The organism is Sinorhizobium fredii USDA 205 (genome assembly GCF_001461695.1).
Classification (GTDB): Bacteria; Pseudomonadota; Alphaproteobacteria; order Rhizobiales; family Rhizobiaceae; genus Sinorhizobium; species Sinorhizobium fredii.
Genome location: NZ_AUTC01000001.1, coordinates 165,854 through 185,589, shown reverse-complemented (window position 1 = coordinate 185,589; position 19,736 = coordinate 165,854). Strand labels below are relative to the sequence as shown.

At 64.4% G+C, this 19,736-nt stretch carries 19 protein-coding genes; 11 read left to right on the top strand and 8 right to left on the bottom strand.

Annotation, left to right across the window (positions count from 1 at the left end):
- Nucleotides 1-38 precede the first annotated feature (38 nt).
- The 6 genes from N181_RS00850 (at nt 39) to N181_RS00825 (ending at nt 6,052) form a co-directional block, all read left to right on the top strand.
- Entirely contained in the window at nt 39-764 is a 726-nt protein-coding gene (locus tag N181_RS00850) for an ABC transporter permease (RefSeq protein ID WP_037391953.1), read from the top strand.
- Nucleotides 761-1,585: an ABC transporter permease gene (locus N181_RS00845; RefSeq protein ID WP_037391951.1), complete on the top strand. Its 825-nt coding sequence runs from the start codon at nt 761-763 to the stop codon at nt 1,583-1,585. The genes N181_RS00850 and N181_RS00845 overlap by 4 nt, the downstream gene beginning before the upstream one ends.
- 1 nt (nt 1,586) lies before the next feature.
- Nucleotides 1,587-2,756: a M20 aminoacylase family protein gene (locus N181_RS00840; RefSeq protein ID WP_014327241.1), complete on the top strand. Its 1,170-nt coding sequence runs from the start codon at nt 1,587-1,589 to the stop codon at nt 2,754-2,756.
- Nucleotides 2,757-2,967: 211 nt separating this feature from the next.
- The gene (locus N181_RS00835) at nt 2,968-4,383 is read left to right on the top strand and encodes a cytochrome ubiquinol oxidase subunit I (RefSeq protein WP_014327240.1); all 1,416 of its coding nucleotides are present in this window, start codon (nt 2,968-2,970) and stop codon (nt 4,381-4,383) included.
- Nucleotides 4,373-5,377, top strand: a complete 1,005-nt coding sequence (cydB, locus tag N181_RS00830) for a cytochrome d ubiquinol oxidase subunit II (RefSeq protein WP_037391964.1) — start codon at nt 4,373-4,375, stop codon at nt 5,375-5,377. The genes N181_RS00835 and cydB overlap by 11 nt, the downstream gene beginning before the upstream one ends.
- A 369-nt stretch (nt 5,378-5,746) precedes the next feature.
- Entirely contained in the window at nt 5,747-6,052 is a 306-nt protein-coding gene (locus N181_RS00825; RefSeq protein WP_037391947.1) for a chorismate mutase family protein, read from the top strand.
- A 14-nt stretch (nt 6,053-6,066) separates the two neighbouring features.
- On the opposite strand, the gene galE is transcribed toward N181_RS00825, so the two are convergent.
- The 3 genes from galE to mscL form a co-directional block, all read right to left on the bottom strand.
- Nucleotides 6,067-7,101, bottom strand: coding sequence for a UDP-glucose 4-epimerase GalE (gene galE / locus N181_RS00820; RefSeq protein WP_037391945.1), 1,035 nt, complete (start codon nt 7,099-7,101; stop codon nt 6,067-6,069).
- Between the two features lie 178 nt (nt 7,102-7,279).
- Nucleotides 7,280-8,446, bottom strand: a complete 1,167-nt coding sequence (locus N181_RS00815) for a pyridoxal phosphate-dependent aminotransferase (RefSeq protein WP_037391942.1) — start codon at nt 8,444-8,446, stop codon at nt 7,280-7,282.
- Nucleotides 8,447-8,586: 140 nt separating this feature from the next.
- Nucleotides 8,587-9,015, bottom strand: coding sequence for a large conductance mechanosensitive channel protein MscL (mscL, locus tag N181_RS00810; protein WP_014327235.1), 429 nt, complete (start codon nt 9,013-9,015; stop codon nt 8,587-8,589).
- 245 nt (nt 9,016-9,260) lie between these two features.
- Between mscL and N181_RS00805 the strand changes: the two genes are divergently transcribed.
- Complete coding sequence (locus N181_RS00805) at nt 9,261-12,767, top strand: hybrid sensor histidine kinase/response regulator (protein ID WP_037391940.1); 3,507 nt, start codon at nt 9,261-9,263, stop codon at nt 12,765-12,767.
- A 143-nt stretch (nt 12,768-12,910) separates the two neighbouring features.
- Here N181_RS00805 and N181_RS00800 read toward each other — a convergent pair whose 3' ends face one another.
- On the bottom strand, nt 12,911-13,558 hold the full coding sequence (locus N181_RS00800; RefSeq protein ID WP_014327233.1) for a response regulator: 648 nt from the start codon (nt 13,556-13,558) through the stop codon (nt 12,911-12,913).
- A gap of 106 nt (nt 13,559-13,664) precedes the next feature.
- Nucleotides 13,665-14,096 carry a hypothetical protein gene (locus N181_RS00795; protein WP_014327232.1) on the bottom strand — a complete coding sequence of 144 codons (432 nt, stop codon included), beginning with the start codon at nt 14,094-14,096 and terminating at the stop codon, nt 13,665-13,667.
- Between the two features lie 120 nt (nt 14,097-14,216).
- Between N181_RS00795 and N181_RS00790 the strand changes: the two genes are divergently transcribed.
- Together N181_RS00790 and N181_RS00785 are read left to right on the top strand one after the other, a co-directional pair.
- On the top strand, nt 14,217-14,564 hold the full coding sequence (locus N181_RS00790; protein WP_037391961.1) for a DUF952 domain-containing protein: 348 nt from the start codon (nt 14,217-14,219) through the stop codon (nt 14,562-14,564).
- A complete protein-coding gene (locus tag N181_RS00785) occupies nt 14,561-15,649 on the top strand; it encodes a quinone-dependent dihydroorotate dehydrogenase (protein WP_037391939.1) in 1,089 nt (362 codons plus the stop codon). Before N181_RS00790 ends, N181_RS00785 begins: the two co-directional genes overlap by 4 nt.
- Here N181_RS00785 and N181_RS00780 read toward each other — a convergent pair.
- From N181_RS00780 to N181_RS00770, 3 genes are read right to left on the bottom strand one after another with little or no spacing between them, the layout of a single operon-like run.
- Nucleotides 15,625-16,992 (bottom strand): MATE family efflux transporter, encoded by a 1,368-nt coding sequence (locus N181_RS00780; protein ID WP_014327230.1) that lies wholly within the window; start codon nt 16,990-16,992, stop codon nt 15,625-15,627. The genes N181_RS00785 and N181_RS00780 overlap by 25 nt on opposite strands.
- Before the next feature lie 47 nt (nt 16,993-17,039).
- Nucleotides 17,040-17,543, bottom strand: coding sequence for a CAP domain-containing protein (locus N181_RS00775; RefSeq protein WP_014327229.1), 504 nt, complete (start codon nt 17,541-17,543; stop codon nt 17,040-17,042).
- A 2-nt stretch (nt 17,544-17,545) separates the two neighbouring features.
- Complete coding sequence (locus N181_RS00770) at nt 17,546-17,812, bottom strand: DUF6460 domain-containing protein (RefSeq protein WP_014327228.1); 267 nt, start codon at nt 17,810-17,812, stop codon at nt 17,546-17,548.
- Nucleotides 17,813-17,956: 144 nt separating this feature from the next.
- Here N181_RS00770 and N181_RS00765 point away from each other — a divergent pair, with 144 nt between their 5' ends.
- Nucleotides 17,957-18,895 (top strand): class I SAM-dependent methyltransferase, encoded by a 939-nt coding sequence (locus N181_RS00765; RefSeq protein ID WP_014327227.1) that lies wholly within the window; start codon nt 17,957-17,959, stop codon nt 18,893-18,895.
- 104 nt (nt 18,896-18,999) lie between these two features.
- Nucleotides 19,000-19,635, top strand: a complete 636-nt coding sequence (locus N181_RS00760; RefSeq protein ID WP_014327226.1) for a DUF6198 family protein — start codon at nt 19,000-19,002, stop codon at nt 19,633-19,635.
- Nucleotides 19,636-19,736 lie beyond the last annotated feature (101 nt).

Below are 19,736 nucleotides of genomic sequence, written 5' to 3'. Positions count from 1 at the left end.
TGATTGCCGGCCTTTGATTTCCGAAGAGCGGGGTGGTCATGGCTGCGGATTCCCTCATCAACTGGAGCCTACTCGCGCTCGCGGCGCCCGGCTGGGGCGGCGTGCTGTTGCAGGGCTTCCTGCATTCGGTGGAGATCGCCATCGGCGGCTATGCGCTCGGATTGCTGCTCGGAATCGGCGGCGCCTTCGGCAAGCTCTATGGCGGGCCGGTGCTGCGCGACCTGCTCGAGTGCTACACGACCATCGTCCGGGCCGTGCCCGAGCTCGTCCTCATCCTGCTTCTCTACTATGCCGGCACCGATCTCCTGAATCAGGTTCTCGGCGCCATGGGAATCGGGGCCGTCGATATCAGCGGCCTGACGGCGGGCATCTTCGTCATTGGAGTCGTGCAGGGCGCCTATTCGACCGAGGTGCTGCGCGGCGCGATCAAGGCGGTGCCTGCCGGGCAGATCGAGGCGGCGCGGGCCTATGGGATGTCGCCGACCAAGGTTCTCAGGCGCATCACCCTGCCCGCCATGCTGCCCTATGCTATCCCGGGCCTTGCCAATCTCTGGCTGATCGCCACGAAGGACACGGCGCTGCTTGCCGTCGTCGGCTTCAGCGAATTGACGCTCGTCACGCGCCAGGCGGCCGGCACCACCAAGGCGTATTTCCTGTTCTTCTGCGCGGCCGGCGCACTTTATCTCGTCCTGACTCTCGTCTCCAACCTGTTCATCGGTATCATCGAACGGCACGCCCGGCGCGGCTTCGCGGAGCAGCGATGACCGACGAAACGACCCACGCGCTCGCGCTCGTCCCCGAAGATCTTCCCAAGCCGGAAAACTTTCTCAAGCCGCATCGCATCGTTCTGATGCTGCTCTTCGCGGGCCTCGTCGTCGCAGTCGCCGTCTTCATGCGATGGGACTGGCTGCCGCGCTACCTGCCAAGGCTCGGCTCCGGAATCCTCGTCAGCCTGGCAATGCTGTTCAGCACCGCCATCCTTGGCTTTCTGCTGGCCGTTCCGCTTGGGCTCGTGCAGGTCACCGGTCCCTGGTTCCTCAGGGTCCCGGCCCGCCTGTTCTGCACTGTCATCCGTGGAACGCCGCTGCTGTTGCAGCTCTGGCTGCTCTATTACGGGCTCGGCTCGCTCTTTCCGCAATTCCCCTGGATCCGCCATTCCTTCCTCTGGCCCTATCTGCGCGAAGCATGGCCCTATGGGGTGGCGGCGCTGACGCTCTCCTTCGCGGCCTATGAGGGGGAAGTGATGCGCGGCGCCTTTGCGGGCGTGCCGCAGGGCGAGCTGGAGGCTGCTCGAGCCTACGGCATGGGACGCTGGACGACGTTCCGGCGCATCTGGCTGCCCCGCGCCGTCCACCGGGCGCTGCCGACGCTCAACGGCGAGACTGTGCTGCAACTCAAATCGACGCCACTCGTTGCGACTATCACCGTGGTCGACGTCTATGCGGTGATCTCCAAGGTGCGTCAGGAAACCTATCTCACCTACGAGCCACTGCTCTTGCTGGCGCTTATCTATATGTGCCTGACCGGCATTCTGGTCGTCGCCTTCCGCTATTTCGAAAACCGCATTCCCACCCGTGGTGCCTGACATGAAACTTTCCGCCACCATCGGCAACGCCTTGCCCGAGCTCGTCGCCATTCGCCGCGATCTGCACGCCCATCCGGAATTGGGGTTGGAAGAACGGCGCACCTCCGCCTACATCGCAGGCCATCTCGAAGCGCTCGGCTACACGGTGACGACGGGTCTGGCGAAGACCGGCGTCGTCGGCACGCTCCGGAACGGCACCGGCCCCCGTTCGATCGGCATCCGTGCCGACATCGACGCCTTGCCGATCCACGAGGAAACCGGTCTCGACTATGCCAGCAGAACGCCGGGACTGATGCATGCCTGCGGGCACGATGGCCACACGGCAATGCTGCTCGGCGCCGCCCGCGCGCTTGCCGAGCGGCGGAATTTCAACGGCACCGTCCACCTCATCTTCCAGCCCGCCGAGGAGAATTTCGGGGGCGCGAAGATCATGATCGACGAAGGCCTGTTCGACCAATTCCCCTGCGACGCCGTCTTCGCGCTCCACAACGAGCCGAACCTGCCCTTCGGCCAGTTCGCGCTGCGCGAGGGCCCGATCGGGGCCGCCGTCGACGAGGCGCGGATCACAGTGCACGGCCGCGGCGGCCACGGCGCCGAGCCGCAGGAGACGGCCGACCCGATCGTCTGCGGCGCCAGCATCGTCATGGCGCTGCAGACGATCGTGTCGCGCAACATCCATCCGATGGACCCGACGGTCGTCACCGTCGGCGCCTTTCATGCCGGCTCGGCGAGCAACATCATTCCGGAGCGGGCGGAGATCGTCGTCGGCATCCGCTCCTTCGATCCGGCCGTCCGCGACGAGCTCGAGCGTCGCATCCGGATGATCGCCGAGGCGCAAGCGGCGAGCTTCGGCATGCGAGCCACCGTCAACTACCAGCGAAGCTACGATGCGACGATCAACCACAAGGCGGAGACGGATTTCGTGCGCGATCTCGCCATCCGCTTTGCCGGCGTTGGCAAGGTCGTCGATCTTGCCCGGCCATACATGGGCAGCGAGGATTTCGCTTATATGCTCAAGGAGAGGCCCGGCACCTATTTCTTCCTGGGGTCGCGGGTAACCGGCGAGGAAAAGCCGCTCCACCATCCCGGCTACAACTTCAACGACGATCTTCTGCCGATCGGCGCCGCTTTCTGGACGGAACTCGCGGAGGCCTATCTGGCGCGGCAGTAGCCGACCAGTCAGTCCAAACGCCGCAGGCGAAACATTGCCGCAGTGTGACAACGTGGCGATCGGCCCGTCATTGACCTTTGGCAATTCTGCCTCAAATTCAATCACACGATGAGGTTGGGCCGACAACGCTCGACCAGCGCAATAGATTATCGGGCGGGATGCAAGGGCTCCTTTGCTCCGCCCCGACGGCTCCGGCTGAGAGGATCACGCCTTGTTTGAATCCTTCGACGCAACCATGCTTGCCCGCATACAGTTTGCCTTTACCGTCTCGTTCCACATCATCTTTCCGGCCTTCTCCATCGGGCTTGCCAGCTACCTCACCGTCCTCGAAGCCCTCTGGCTGTGGAAGAAGGACGAGGTCTATCTGGAACTTTTCAACTTCTGGAAGACGATCTTTGCCGTCGCGTTCGGCATGGGGGTCGTGTCCGGCATCGTCATGTCCTATCAGTTCGGCACCAATTGGAGCGTGTTCTCCGACAAGGCCGGCCCGATCATCGGACCACTGATGGGCTATGAGGTGCTGACGGCTTTCTTCCTCGAGGCGGGCTTCCTCGGCATCATGCTCTTCGGTCTGAACCGTGTCGGTCCGAGGCTGCATTTTCTGGCAACCGTCATGGTCGCCATCGGCACGCTGATCTCGGCCACCTGGATCTTGTCCGCGAACTCCTGGATGCAGACCCCGGCGGGCTTTGCCGTGAACGAAGCCGGCCAATTCATTCCGGTCGATTGGTGGGCGATCATCTTCAATCCGTCGTTCCCGTATCGGCTGGTTCATATGGTGCTTGCCGCCTATCTGACGACGGCGTTTGTCGTCGGGGCCTGCGGCGCCTGGCATCTCCTGCGCAACACGGCGCCGCGGCGTGCCCGCACCATGTTCTCGATGGCAATGTGGATGGCGGCGATCGTCGCCCCGATCCAGATCTTGGCCGGCGACCAGCACGGGCTCAACACGCTCGAACACCAGCCGGCCAAGGTGATGGCGATGGAGGGTCACTATCACAGCCATCCCGACGGTGCCCCGCTGGTGCTCTTCGGCATTCCGAATTCGGCCGAGAAGCGCATCGACTACGCGATCGAGGTGCCGAAACTCGGGAGCCTCATCCTGAAACACGATCTCGATGCGCCGCTCGCCGGATTGGATACGATCCCCGACGAATTGCATCCGCCGGTCGCCGTGGTCTTCTGGTCGTTCCGCGTGATGGTCGGCATGGGCTTGGCCATGCTCGGCATCGGGCTATGGTCGCTCTGGTGTCGATACCGTGGCACGCTCGACAGCGACATCTGGCTGCACCGCGCCGCCGTGCTGATGGGTCCTGCCGGCTTCGTCGCCGTTCTCGCGGGATGGATAACCACGGAGGTCGGCCGCCAGCCGTACACGGTCTACGGCCATCTGCTGACGACCAACTCGATTGCGCCGATCGAGGCTCCGGCCGTCGCCGCTTCACTCGTCGCTTTCATCGTCGTCTACTTCCTCGTCTTCGGCGCCGGCACCTTCTACATCCTGCGGCTCATGGCCCGCCTGCCGCGCGATACGATGCCGGAACTGGACGAGGGGCCGATCCGCACGGCCGGTGTCGCGCCTGGCCCGGCAAGCCCCAAATCTCATGGAGCGCATCATGGACTTTGATCTCCCGTTGATCTGGGCGGCCATCATTGCGTTCGCCGTTCTGGCCTATGTCGTCCTTGACGGCTTCGACCTCGGCGTCGGCATCCTCTTCCCGCTTTTCCCCGAAAAACATGATCGCGACGTGATGATGAACTCCGTGGCGCCGGTCTGGGACGGCAACGAGACCTGGCTGGTGCTTGGCGGCGGCGGTCTGATGGCCGTCTTCCCGCTCGCCTATGCGACAATCATGCCGGCCCTCTATGCGCCGATCATCGCCATGCTGATCGGCCTGATCTTCCGGGGCGTCGCGTTCGAATACCGCTGGCGAACGAAACGCGCCGAATACCTGTGGAACTGGGCCTTTGCCGGAGGATCGACGCTCGCAGCCTTCGCCCAGGGGCTGGCGCTCGGCGCGCTCGTCCAGGGAATCCCGATTGAAGACCGGGCCTATGCCGGCGGCTGGTGGGACTGGCTGACGCCCTTTTCCATCGTCACCGGCCTGGCGATCGTCGTCGGCTATGCCCTGCTCGGCGCAACCTGGCTGATTATGAAGACGCGTGGCGATCTCGCCGAGCGCGCCCGCTCGATCGCCCTCAAATGCGCTTTCGGCACCATCGCGGCGATGGGCATCGTCAGTCTCTGGACGCCGTTTCTCGAGCCGGTCTACCTTCAGCGCTGGTTCGGCTGGCCAACGGCAATCTTCAGCGTCATCGTGCCGCTGCTCGTGCTCGGCTGCCTGTACCTTCTGCTCAAGGGCATCCAGGAGCGTCGCGATGCGCAGCCCTTCATCGCCGCCCTCGGTCTCTTCGTGCTCGGTTACATCGGCATCGGCATCAGTTTCTATCCCTACATGGTGCCGCCATCGCTCACGATCTGGGACGCGGCAGCGCCGAACGAGAGCCTCGCTTTCCTGCTTGTCGGCGCGCTCGTGCTGGTGCCGATCATCCTTGGCTATACCGCCTATGCCTACTGGGTCTTCCGCGGCAAGGTCGATCCGGAAGAGGGCTATCATTGATGGGCGCACACAGGCTCGGCCGCAGGCTTCTCTGGTTCGTCGGTCTCTGGCTCGCCGGCGTCGCGGCCGTAAGTGTGGTCGGCCTCGCAATCAAGCTTGTGCTCGGCAGTTAGGGCCATGAACAGGAGAGAAAGCCCCGCTCAAGCTTGCGGCAATACCGTCTTCCTACACATCGGCAGGCAATCGTCGGACGGAGACAGGACCGCACCCTACTCCCCCAGCGATCGCCTGCCGAGGTGACCAGCTGGGGCTTGGGGTGGGCAGTCTACCACCCGCTGCGGCGGTTTTTCCCCTTCTCAGTCGGCATTCGCTTTGCTAGCAGTTCGGCGCGATGAAACGGGGCGCGAACCGCCCCGGCAGGAGCCGGATATGCCGAACACCCCCGCAGAATGCACGACGATGGCGGATGTGCGCACCGAGATCGATCGGCTCGACCGCGCCCTGATGGCGCTCTTTGCCGAGCGCTGGGGCTATATCGACCGCGCGGCCGAGATCAAGCGCCCGCTGAAGCTGAAGGCCGATATTCCGGCGCGCGTCGCCGAGGTCCGCGAGAATGCCCGCAGGCATGCGATCGCATTCGGGCTCGAGCCGGACTTCTATGAAGGCCTGTGGACGCAACTGATCGAGCATGCGATCGAGCATGAGCGCAAACTCCTCGGCGAAGACAAGGAATAAGCCCGCTTTCAGCGTCAGCCGTTGGCGACAAGGCGTCCGTCGTCGCCGCGACCATCGTCGAAACTGTTCTTGCGGCTCAGATACCCCTCCCAATCGAAGGCGCTCTGGACGATATGTTCGAGGCTCGCATGGGTCGGCACCCAGTCGAGCTTCAACCGAGCGACGGCCGGATCGGCGACGACCTGGGCCGCATCGCCCGGGCGGCGCGGCGCATAATCGACGCGGAAATCGCAGCCGGAAACCTGCCGCACCGTGTCGAGGACCTGCAGTACGGAAAAGCCTTCGCCATAGCCGCAATTGGTGACGAGCGGCTCACCGCCGCGCCGCAGATAGTCAAGCGCATTGCAATGGGCGGCAACCAGGTCGGTGACATGGATGTAGTCGCGAATGCCGGTGCCATCCGCCGTCGGATAGTCGGTGCCGAAAACATCGACCTTGCGGCGCTTGCCGAGCGCCGCTTCGCAGGCGACCTTGATGAGATGCGTGGCGCCGAAGGTCGATTGCCCCGCACGACCGAGTGGATCGGCCCCGGCCACATTGAAATAACGAAGCGCCACGTAGCTGAAATCATGCGCTGCCGCCGCGTCCTCAAGCATGATTTCCGACATCAGCTTGGAACGGCCATAGGGGCTTTCCGGACGCAGGGCCGCCGTTTCCTTGATCGGATCGGGCGTGTCCTGGGTGCCATAGACGGCGGCCGTCGAGGAGAAGACGAAGCGGCGCACGCCGGCCTCAATCGTGGCGGCGATGAGCGCGCGCGTCTTCGCCGTATTGTTCTCGTAGTAGGCGAGCGGTTTGGCAACCGATTCCGGCACGACGGCCGATCCGGCGAAATGGACGACCGCGTCGATCGCATTTTCGGCGAAGATCCGCGCCAGCACCGCCCGGTCGCTGACATCGCCGAAATAGAAACGCGCTTCCGGCGCCACCGCCCAGCGGAAGCCGGTTGTCAGGCTGTCAAGCACGACGACGGTCTCTCCCGCGTCGAGCAATGACCAAACCATATGGCTGCCGATATAGCCCGCACCGCCTGTCACCAATATGGCCATGGCTGCTTTCACCCCCGATAGAACCCGGGAACAGGAAAGACGGGCGATGCTTACGGAATTGGTAAATCGGGCCGCCGACGCCGCTCTTCTCCGACTATTCTCAACCGTGTGGTTAAGTGGCCGCCACGGCAATCATTCGGATTTTATCGATCGGCCAGGAATGGACGAAATCCCCGGATCAGCGGCCGAGGATGTAGGTGCGCAGCCGATCCGCCGCTTCGGCGATCTGGGCGGGATCGCGCAGGAAGCAGGCCCGCATGAAGAGCGATCCGCCTTCGCCGAAAGCCGTTCCGGGCGCCAACCCGACGCCGGTCTTGTCGACGATGTCGATCGCCGCCCGGCGTGCGTCCGTCACGCCATCGATCTTCAGGAAGGCGTAGAGCGCCCCGTCCGGCTTCAGCGTCTCGACGCGATTAGTGGCAATCAGCGCATCGCAGAGCATATCACGATTGCGCCTGGCCTTGGCGACGTTGTCGTCGACGAAACGGTCCCCTTCGTCCAGGGCAACGACGGCGCCGCGCTGCATGAATTGCGCGACCCCGGACGTCGAATACTGGATCAGGTTCTCGAGCACCTGTCCGATTGCCGGCGGCGCCACGATCCAGCCGACACGCCAGCCGGTCATCGACCAGTTCTTGGAGAAGGAATTGACGAAGAGGATGCGGTCGTCCTCCTCCATGATGTCGAGGAACGACGGCGCCCGGCCGCCGAGGTAATAGTAGAGTGCGTAGATCTCGTCGGCGATGATCCAGAGGCCGCGCTTGCGCGCCAGCGACAGGATCGCCCTGAGATCGTCCTGCGTCGCCGTCCACCCGGTCGGATTGGACGGCGTGTTGATGAAGAGCGCTCGAGTCCTCTCGCCGATTGCCGACTCGAGCCGGTCAAGATCGAGCTGCCATTTACCGTTCTCGAAACGCAGCGGCACCGAGACCGGCCGGACGCCGGAGAGGTCCGCGGCGGCCGCGAAATTCGGCCAGGCCGGGGTCAAGAGCACCATCTCGTCGCCGGGCGAGGCGATCGCCTCGATCGCAAGCTTGATCGCCTGCATTCCCGATCCGGTGACGTAGAAATTCTCGGGCGCGAGCGTCTTCTGGAAGCGGCGCTGGTAGTAGCGCGCCAAGGCTTCGCGCAGCGGCGGGATGCCGCGCTGCCAGGTGTAGAAAGTCTCGCCTGCCACCAGTGCTTCCGCCGCGGCCCGAGTGATGAAATCCGGCGTCGGAAGATCGCCCTCGCCCACCCAGAGCGGAATGAGGCCATCGCGACCGCGCGCATAGTTCACCACTTCGACGATGCCGCTTTCGGGCGCCGAAAGTGCGCGGGGGCTAAGGCTGGTCATGATCGTCATCGGCGGCGAGCTCCTGATTGCTCGCCGCTTCTAGACGCTTTGACATCGACGATCACGCGATTTTCTCTGACGGGTTTATCGATTTCTGTGATGTTTTGGCGGCCGCAGAAGCGTGGCCCGCGATGAACAGAGCGCACCAGTCAGGCGCGCTGCTTCAAGAGATCACGGATTTCCGCCAACAGAAGGATGTCCTGCGGGGGCGGCGCGTCCGGTGCCGGTGGCTTCTCCCGTTCGATCGACCTCCGCAGGCGATTTACGATCTTGATCAACAGGAAGATGATCCAGGCGAGGATCAGGAAGTTGATCAGCACCGTGATGAAGTTGCCATAGGCAAGGACGGCGCCCTGCTGGCGGGCGGCGGCCAGCGTCGGGGCGTTGACGTTGGCTGAGAGCGGCAGGAAATAATTGGAGAAATCGAAGCCGCCACCGGTAATCGCGCCGACGACCGGCATCACCAGGTCGTCGACGACCGAAGTGACGATCTTGGTGAAGGCGGCGCCGATGATCACGCCGACCGCCAGGTCCATCACATTGCCACGGGCGATAAACTCTTTGAATTCGTTCAGCATGCGTCTCTCCGTAAGATCCCCGTCCTGGAACGATCGCCCGCGCCTGTCCCGCGCGGCAACCGCTGGTAGGAATCTAGACCAAAGGCGGGTGTGAGGGAACCGCCCTTCGCGATCTAGGCGCGGCGGGACGGCTCGCGCAAGTGCAGCAAGGCTCAAGCTCGGCCCCGTCTTGGACTTAAGACGCATAAAGCAACCAATTCTCAATGGGATGGACTTGCCCTATGCTGCCCGTCGAGGAGTGAGGCATGCTTTCGGGTTCGGTCATTTTTGCCTCGGCCTTCGCCTATCTGCTGCTGCTCTTCGCAGTCGCAAGCTACGGCGACCGCCGCGCCAGCAAAAGCAAGATTGCCAGCAAGGGCAGGCCGCTGGTCTATGCGCTGAGCCTGGCGATCTACTGCACCTCCTGGACCTATTTCGGCGGCGTCGGGCTCGCCGCCGAGCATGGGCTCGAGTTCACCGGCATCTATATCGGGCCGATCCTGATGTTCACGCTCGGCATGCCGCTGATCCGCAGGATCGTGCGGCTCGCCAAGACCGAGAAGCTGACCTCGGTCGCCGATTTCGTAGCGGCGCGCTACGGCAAGAACCCGGCGGTGGCGGCGATCGTCGCGCTGATCTCGCTGGTCGGGGCCATTCCCTACATCGCCCTTCAGCTCAAGGCGGTTTCGAGTTCGGTCGCCGCGATGATCGACACCAGCGACTACGGCATCGGCGCGGGCGAAAACTTCATCGACCTGCCGCTGCTCGTCACGCTCTTTCTCGCCTGCTTCGCGATCGTCTTCGGCACGCGCCACACGGATGCGACCGAGCACCAGGACGGGCTGATTCTGGCGATTGCGATGGAATCGGTCGTCAAGCTTGTCGCGATGCTGACGGCGGGCATCTACATCGTCTTCGTGCTGTTCGACGGGCCGGCAAATCTGTTGGAAGCAGCCCAACAGAGCTCCGCGGTCCTTTCCACCCTCGAGTATCAGACGCCGACCGCGCGGTGGATCCTGCTGATCGTGCTCTCCGCCTTCGGGATCATCATGCTGCCGCGGCAGTTCCACGTCACCGTCGTCGAGAATCGCACCGAGAACGAGCTGCGCACCGCCGGGGTATTGTTTCCTCTCTACCTGATCGCCATCAACCTCTTCGTCCTGCCGATCGCCATTGCCGGTATCCTGACCTTCTCCGGCTCCGGCGACGCCGACCTCTATCTCCTGGCCCTGCCGCTTGCCGGCGATGTGCCGCTCATCACGCTCCTCACCTTCATCGGCGGATTTTCCGCCGCCACGGCCATGGTCATCGTCGCCTCGGTGGCGCTGTCGATCATGATCTCCAACGACATCGTGATGCCGGTCTTCCTGCGCCAGCGGCTCGGCACGCGCGGCACTCTGCAGGAGAGCGTGGCCGGCACGCTGCTCAACATTCGCCGCACGGCGATCTTCGTCGTCCTGCTGCTCGGCTACAGCTACTATCGCTCGGCCGACATAAGCGCCGGCCTCGCCTCACTCGGACTGCTCTCTTTCGTCGCCATCTCGCAGATGGCGCCGGCGCTGCTCGGAGGTCTCGTCTGGAGGCAGGCGAACGCCCGGGGCGCGATTGCGGGCATGGTCAGCGGCTTTCTCGTCTGGGCCTATATCCTGTTCCTGCCGAGCCTCGGCGGCCCCGACAATTCCCACGTCGCCTCGACGATCCTGAGCTTTCTCCTGCCGTTTACCGATCTCTTCTCGGGGCCGCAGTCCGACCCGCTCGTCAACGCATCGGCCCTCAGCTTGCTCGTCAACGTGTCCGCCTATGTGCTCGGCTCACTGACCCGCACGCCGAAGCCGCTCGAACGCTTCCAGGCCGGTGTTTTCATCACGCGCCGCTCGCGCACGGATCGGGCCTTCCGCGGACGCAAGACGAAGGTCACGGTGCGCGACCTCAAGACGACGATCGCCCGCTATATGGGCGAGGAGCGCATGCAGCGCTCCTTCCACACCTACGAGCAGCAGTCGGGGCGCTGGCTCGACGAGAATGCTTCCGCCGACATGGCCCTCGTTCATTTTTCCGAACAATTGCTCGGTAGCGCCATCGGCTCCTCTTCGGCCCGGCTGGTGTTTTCGCTGGCGCTGCAGCGCATGGACGACACCTCGTCGGATACGGCCTGGCTGCTCGACCAGGCGAGCGAGGCCTTGCAACATAACCAGGACATGCTGCAGACGGCGCTCTCACAGATGGACCAAGGCATCGCGGTCTTCGACAATGCCAGCAATCTGATCATCTGGAACCGCCGTTTCCGGGAACTGCTCGATCTGCCTGAGGCCGCCGGCCAGGTCGGCTTCCCACTCACGGATATCGTGGCGGTCCTCGCGCGCCGCGGCGACATCCGTAAGGACGAGGAAAAGGCGCTGGTCGCCAACTTCCTGGCGCTCGACAAGCCTTTCCTGCTGGAGCTCGGCAACGGCGCCCGGATCGTCGAGGTCCGGACCAACGCCATGCCCGACAAGGGCATCGTCACCACCTATACCGACATCACCCCGCGCGTTGCGGCCGACATGGCACTCAAGCAGGCGAACGAGACGCTGGAACTGCGCGTCGCCGAGCGGACGAGCGAATTGACGCGGGTCAACCGGGAACTCGGCGAGGCGCGCGCCGCCGCCGAAGACGCCAATATCGGCAAGACCCGCTTCTTCGCCGCCGCCGGACACGACATCCTGCAGCCGTTGAATGCGGCGCGGCTCTATTCCTCGTCGCTCGTCGAGCGGCTCGGCGATTCCGACAACAAGGCGCTGGTCCAGAACATCGACTCCTCGCTGGAATCGGTGGAGGCCATTCTCGGAGCAGTGCTGGACATCTCGCGGCTCGACACCGGCGCGATGAAACCGCGGCTGCAGGCGGTGCCGCTTGATGATCTGTTGAGGCGCATCGAGACGGACTTCGCCCCGATGGCGCGGGCGAAGGAAATCGAGTTCACGGTCATGCCGACCTCGATCGTGGTGCGCAGCGATCCGAACCTCCTACGACGCGTCGTCCAGAATCTCGTCTCGAATGCGATCAAATACACGCTCCAGGGCAAGGTGCTGGTCGGCGTCCGGCGGCACGGGCAGGCGGCGACGATCGAGGTGCTCGACTCCGGCATCGGCATTCCGGCGTCGAAGTTCCGGACCGTGTTCAAGGAATTCGCACGCCTCGACGAAGGGGCGCGTACGGCCTCCGGGCTCGGCCTCGGCCTCTCGATCGTCGACCGCATCTCGCGTGTGCTCAGCCATCCGGTCGGCCTGCGGTCGAAGCCGGGAAAGGGCACCGGTTTCAAGGTTAGCGTACCGCTCGATACAAGCGCCGCCGCGCCGGAAAGGCCGCAGCCGGTCGCCGCGACGAAGACGAGCGACGCGCTGACCGGGCTCAATATCGTCTGCGTCGATAACGAGCCGAAGATCCTCGAGGGCATGGCGCTGCTCTTGGGCGGCTGGGGCTGCGCCGTCACAACGGTGGAATCGGTGGCCGCCTGCGCTCAGATAGGCCCGGAAAACCTGCCGACGCGGCCCGACGCGATCGTCGCCGACTATCACCTCGACGACGGCACCGGCATCGAGGCGATCGCCTCGATCCGCGCGCTCTGGAAGGAAGGCATTCCAGCCCTGATGGTAACCGCTGACCGCACGCCGGAGGTCCGCGGCGCAGCGGAGCGTGATGGAGTTTCACTGCAGCACAAGCCGGTCCGCCCGGGCGCCTTGCGCGCCTGGCTGACCCAGCTCGCCGCAGCGGGACGCGCGGCTGCGGAGTAGAGGCAGTTTCATCCGGTGGATTTGCCCCTCATCCGCCTGCCGGCACCTTCTCCCCGCAAGCGGGGCGAAGGGACACGCGGCAAGCTCCCAGTCCCCTCAATATCGGTCGGCGAAAGGGGCAAGCCATCCGCCATTGCTGCCGCCTAGGCCGCTGCCACGCTTCCGAGCTTCGAAAGCTGGATGACCGCCTGAGTGCGGCTGTCGACATTGAGCTTCAGGAGGATCGCCGAGACGTGCGCCTTGATGGTCGCCTCGGAGACGCCGAGCTCGTAGGCGATCTGCTTGTTCAGCAGGCCCTCGGCGAGCATCGACAGGACGCGCGACTGCTGCGGCGTCAGGGTCTGCAGGCGATGCAGGAGGTCGGCCACTTCCGGCTCGTATTCCTGGTTCTGGTCGTAGCCGGCCGGGACGAAGATTTCACCCGCCATGACCTTCTCGATGCCGTCGCGGATTTCCTCGATGCCGGCCGATTTCGACAGGAAGCCCGCCGCGCCGAGATCGATGGCGCGGTGAATGGTCGCCGGATCGTCATGGGCCGAGACGATCATCACCGGCAGGCTGGGGAATTCGGCGCGCAGCGCGATAAGGCCGGAGAGACCGCTGACCCCCGGCATGGTGAGATCGAGAAGCATCAGATCGGCATCCGGATTGTCCGCCGCGGCCTTGCGAGCGGCTGCGAAATCGCCGGCCTCGACAATGGCGGGCGCGCCGTCCATGCCGCTCAGCGCCTGGCGCATCGCACCGCGGAACAGCGGATGGTCGTCAGCAATGATGATGGTCATGTCGGGCATGATGACGCTCCCTCCCAAGAGCCTCGGATGCAGCATTCAGAATGCCGCATGGTCCTCACCGATCGGCTTCGTCCTCCACGCGCCGCTCGGTGTCCGCTCAGGACGATCAGGTCTTGTCAGGCACCGGTCCACCTTGCTCGGTGGTATCGCGGCCTTCGAGATCCTTCACGATATCCATGAACTTGCGCATCATTCTTTCCATGATGCTCATGGTCCGGTCAATCTCTTCGTCGGTCGGGAGATCCGGTTTCACGGCGGTCGCCCCGCCCTGCACAGCCTTTTCCAGGGCTTCGACCCGTTTGGTGAGCAGGTCGAGCTCCCGCTCGAAGGCGGCGCGCTCGTCAGCGGCCATCCGGCAGATGAGTTCGCCGTTCTTCTCCCGGCAGAGGGTAACCTCGCCGGTCTCCGTGTCGAGCCGCGCGAACCCTGTCTCCGACTTCTGCATGCTGAAGCGGCCCGGCGCCGGCTGCTGGGCCCCGGCCGGGAGGGCCAATCCGAGTCCCAGGCCGAAGGCGAGCGCTGCAGTTGACTTCCTCATGACATCCTCTCCCTTGGAGACTGGCGGAAATCCGCGTTCAATCAGGTGCACCGCGGTGGACATGCGCCGATATTTGCGGCAAGGCCATGGCTCGGATTCATGACGGACGAGCGGACAAAGATGAACGCTACCATATACAAGATCGTTCCGGCGCTTCTATGGCAGGAAGCCCGGCGTGCCGGACAATTCGCCGGCGCGCCCGTCGACCTCGCCGACGGCTTCATTCATTTCTCGACGGGCGATCAGGTCGGCGAGACCGCAGCGCGACATTTCGAGGGCCAGACGGATCTGCTGCTCGTCGCCGTCGACGCAGGCGCGCTCGGCGACAAGCTCGTCTACGAGCCCTCGCGCGGCGGAGCGCTGTTTCCGCATCTCTATGGACCGCTGACGCTCGACGCGGTGCTGTGGGAAAAGCCCCTGCCGCTCGGTTCCGACGGCAAGCATATCTTCCCCGAGCTAGCACCATGACCGGACCTCTCGAACGCCTCGCCCGCCGCGGCCTGTTCCTTCTGGACCCGGAAACCGCCCATGGGATTTCGATCAAGGCGCTGAAGAGCGGCCTCGCGCCGAGCTGTGCCGCTCCGGCCGATACCAGGCTCGAGCAGACCATTGCAGGCCTTGTCTTTCCGAATCCGGTCGGCATGGCCGCCGGCTACGACAAGAATGCCGAAGTGCCGGAGGCTCTGTTGCGGCTCGGCTTCGGCTTCACCGAGATCGGCACGGTGACGCCGCGACCGCAGCAGGGCAATGACAAGCCCCGGATTTTCCGGCTGGTCGAGGACGAGGCGGTGATCAACCGGCTCGGCTTCAACAATGATGGACACGGGGCGGCGCTGGCGCGCCTTCAGGCCTGCGCGCGCCAGGCGCTGATCGGCGTCAATATCGGCGCCAACAAGGACAGCGCCGACCGGATTGCCGACTATGTTGCGGGAATCCGCACCTTCTATGCGGTGGCTCGCTACTTCACCGCCAATATCTCCTCGCCCAACACGCCGGGCCTGCGCGACCTGCAGGCCCGCGAGAGCCTGGCGGCGCTGCTTTCGGCCGTCCTCGCCGCTCGCGACGAGGAAGTGGGGAAAGGCGGCAGGCGGGTTCCGGTGTTCCTGAAGATCGCCCCGGATCTCACCGAAGCAGGCATGGACGACATCGCGGCGGAAGTGTTGGCCCATAATCTCGACGGCCTGATCGTCTCCAACACGACGCTCGCGCGCGAAGGCCTCAGGGATCAGCGACAGGCCAAGGAGGCTGGCGGGCTTTCCGGCAAGCCGCTCTTCGAGAAATCGACGGCGGTGCTCGCCCGGATGCGCAAACGACTTGGGCCAAACGTGCCGATCATCGGTGTCGGCGGGGTCAGTTCGGCGGAGACCGCGGCGGAAAAGATCCGCGCCGGCGCCGACCTCGTCCAGCTTTATTCCTGCATGGTCTACGAGGGGCCGGGGCTGCCCGGCCGGATCGTCCGGGGCCTCTCTGGGCTTTGCGATCGCGACAAGCTGACCACCATCCGCGAAATCCGCGACAGCCGTCTCGACTACTGGGCCGGGCGGAACGTCTGAGCGGCGCGCCGCGGCAGCAGCAGTACCAGGAACAGGCCGCGCAGCAGCAGGAACAGGTTGAGCCCCGCCCATAGGCCGTGATTGCCGAAGGTGGGCACGAGAAATGCGAGTGCCGCGCCGTAAACGACGAAGGCGGCGAGCATCATGTTGCGCATGTCGCGCGACCAGGTGGCGCCGATGAAGACGCCGTCCATCAGGAAGGCCATCGCGCCGGTGAGCGCCGTCACCGCCGCCCAGGGCATATATTCATAGGCGAGCGCCCGCACCTCCGGCGCCGTGGTCAGCAGATCGACGAGCGCATTGCCGAAGGCGAGGAAAGCGATCGTCGTCAGCAGGGCGAGGCCCAGAGCCCAGAGAGCCGTCATGCGCAGGGCACGATCGAAGGCGGGGCGATAGGCAGCGCCGATCGAGCGTCCGGTCAGTTGCTCGGCCGCATTGGCAAGGCCATCGAGATAATAGCCGGCGACAAGGAAAATGGTCATCAGCACGGCATTGGCCGCGAGCGTCACCGGCCCCAGGGACGAGCCGATACGGGTCATCAGCGTGAAGGCGGCGAGCAGCACGAAGGAACGGATCATGATGTCGCGGTTGAGCCCGAACAGCGCCTTGAGCCGGTCGCCGGCGAAGATCGTTGCCCAGCCCGGCGCGTCCCGCTTGTCGAAACGTCCGTAGACGATGGCGAAGCCTGCCACGGCGCCGGCCACCTCCCCCGTCACCGTAGCGATCGCGACACCGGCAACGCCCCATCCGAGGACAAGGCCGAAGAGGATGGCAAGCACGATGTTGATGCCGTTGATGAGCGTTTGCAGCAGCAGCCCGAGCGTGCCTTCGCCACGGCCGAGAACAAAGCCGAGGATCGCATAGTTGGCGAGCGCCGCCGGGCCGGAGAGCATGCGGTAAAGGAAATAGGTGCGCGTCACTGTGGCGACTTCCGCCTCCGGCGCCATCAGCCACAGGCCGAGTGCCAGCAGAAGCGGCGACAGGAGGACGATGGCGACCCCGCAGAAGAGCGCGATCACGAGCGAGCGCCAGAACACCGCCTGCTGCTCGCGCCGGTCGCCGCGGCCATAGGCCTGTGCGACGAGGCCGGTGGTCGAAGCGCGCAGGAAATTGAAGGTGGTGAAGATCAGATCGAACAGGACGGCGCCGATGGCGAGGCCGGCCAGCATCTCGGCCCGGCCGAGCCTGCCGACGACGCCGGTGTCGACGAGGCCGAGCAGCGGCGTCGTCAAAAACCCGAGCGTCATCGGCAGGGCGATCGAGAGGATCAGCCGGTTGGTGACGTCAAAAGGACCCGCTTCGCGGGCAAGCCTTTCGCGCTCAAGGCCTTCCATGGCAGTCATCTTCAGTGCCCTGCGGCCGTTTCCGCAAGGCCATCTTGGGAATCAACTCAGCCGGAGAGCACCATGGCCCAAAACGGCCGATTTCCGGAAGCGGTATTTTGCGCCACCGCCACGCCAAGGCCGCGATAGCGGCCGAGCATGTTTTCGAGGTGCTTCGGCGAATTGAACCAGGCTTCATAGGCCCGCTCGGCGTTATCCTGGCCCATGGCGATGTTCTCGGCAGCCGGAAGGGTAACGCCGTCGCCCTTCATCCGATCGGCGAAATCGTCGCGCCAGCCGATGTTGTGCTTCATCTTGCCGACGCGCGCCATGCGGGCGGCCTGATGCATCGCGGCAACCGACGCGGCGGGGTCGCGCTCGAGGGTCGCAAGCCCCTTGCCCTTGCGCAGCGTGTTGACATAGCCGAGCGTCGCCTCGGTCTGGTCGCTCCCCGTGCCGTCGTCGGGAGAAAGGAGGCCGGACGTCGAGCAGCCGGCGATAAGCCCGAGGGAAATCACGGCACCGGCGGACAGAACAAGCCGTCTGCGGGGAAGAAAGAACTGGTCCTGCATGCTTACCGTCGATAGCTGAGGAGACGTAGGATGATGAAGGCAGGAATGACCACGGCAGCGCCGAGCAGCAGGTAATCGCCGACGCGCCCAAGCGCCGCAAAGCCGGTGCGCCAGAGGTCGACGACAAAGTCGCGGATACCGTCGAGAAGGTCCAAGGGACGCCAGTCGAAGACGGTCATGACGAAGCCGACGAGGATCGACACGACAACGAGCTTGACGAGCACGCGCAGCGGTGAATCGCCGAGAAATTTGTTTACGCCGTCCGACATCAGCGAATAATTCTCCTGTTTCCCATCACATAAGCCGCTCCGCCAGGGGCCGCAAGCCGCGCGAAATGCAGTCTTTCAGATTCCGCTTGTGTTTTGCCGCGTCCGGCGCCAGAAGCGTCCGTCGCAACCCAACCTGCCGCCCCTATGACCACTCACCAGCTCTCCTCCGGCGATCTGATCGCCGATCGCCGCGCCGATTACGCCAAGATGCTCGCCGAAAGCGGCGACCACCAGGGCGCCGCCGAACTCATGGCCCAGGCGCTGGAGCTCGTGCCGAACTGGGCAGCCGGCTGGTTCCGGCTGGCGGACTATGAGGAGAAATCAGGCCGAAAAGAGGCGGCCGTCGCGGCCTTGCGCAACACGCTTCGCCTCAACCCCGAGGATATTTTCGGGGCCAGCCTGAAACTGGCGCTGCTCGGCGCCAGCGCCATGCCGGAGCAGCCGCCGAGCACCTATGTGGCGCGGCTCTTCGACGACTATGCCGAGCGCTTCGATCAGGCCCTCGTCGAGAAGCTCGACTACAGCGTCCCGGAAAAGCTGGCGGCGCTGATCGACCGGGCGACCGGTGGTCAAGATTTTCGCCATGTCACCGATCTCGGCTGCGGCACCGGGCTCTTCGGCGAGCGCATTCGCCACAGGGCGGATTTCCTCGAGGGCTTCGATCTCTCGGCCAACATGCTGGCCAAGGCGGAAGGCAAAGCGCTCTACGATAGGCTGGGCCAGGCGGACCTGTCGTTGTCGCCGGACGATTGCGGCATCTTCGGCGAACTCGCGGAGCGACGCGCCGATCTCGTCAGCGCTGCGGACGTGCTGATGTATCTCGGCGGTCTCGAAAGCGCCTTCGTCATCGCAGACCGGCTTCTGGCGCCGGGCGGGCTGTTCGCCTTCTCCGTCGAGGACGCGGCGGATACGGACGGTTTCGTACTCCGTCCGTCGCTGCGCTACGCGCATTCGGAATCCTATGTCGCGTCGCTCTGTGCTGAGTTCGGGCTGTCGGCGATCGCCATCGAACGGACCATCATTCGCATGGATGCCGGGATGCCGATTGCGGGCATCCTGTTTCTCGCCCGCAAGCCTGCGTGAAACGCAATTCTGACATGCGAAAATAGGTCAGTATTGCTTACATATTTTCCTTGATTCTGTTTGTGCGCCGCAGCAAATGGTGGAGCTCTTCACGGGAGTTCGCCATGGCACAGACGAGCAGCGTTTTCGGTCTCTGGAATACCAGCCCCAATCGGCATACGCCGATCGAGGATGTGCAGGGCGTCTTTTCCGGCAGCCTCGTCGCAGCCCTCGGGCTCTACTTCCTCGCCAGCGCCGGACTGCTGACCGGAAGCACCGCCGGCGTCGCCTTCCTGCTGCACTATGCGACCGGTGTGAATTTCGGCCTCGCCTTCTTCCTGCTGAACCTGCCGTTCTTCTACCTGTCGCTGAAGCGGCTGGGTCGCGCCTTCACCATCAAGACCTTCATTGCCATCGGCCTCACCTCGTTCCTGACCGACGTGCAGTCGCGACTGTTCGAGATCGAACAGATTCATCCCGGCTGGGCTGCCCTTCTCGGCGGATTGTTGCTGGGATACGGCGTTCTGGCGCTCTACCGCCACCGCGCCAGCCTCGGCGGCGTCGGCATTCTGGGCGTCTATCTGCAGGAGCGCTTCGGCATCCGTGCCGGCCTCGTGCAGCTCGCGATCGACATGGTGGTCCTTGCCGTTGCGTTTGCGGTCACGACGCCCCGGGTCGTTCTCTGGTCGGTGCTCGGCGCGCTCGTCCTCAACCTCTTCGTGGCAATCAACCACCGCGCCGACCGTTACATTGCATTCTAACGTTTCGCCGGGGAGCGGCACAGTACGAAAGCGACCCCCCGCTCATCCCGCTGCCGCGACCTTCTCCCCGCAAGCGGGGCGAAGGGGTGTGCCGCGCCGCC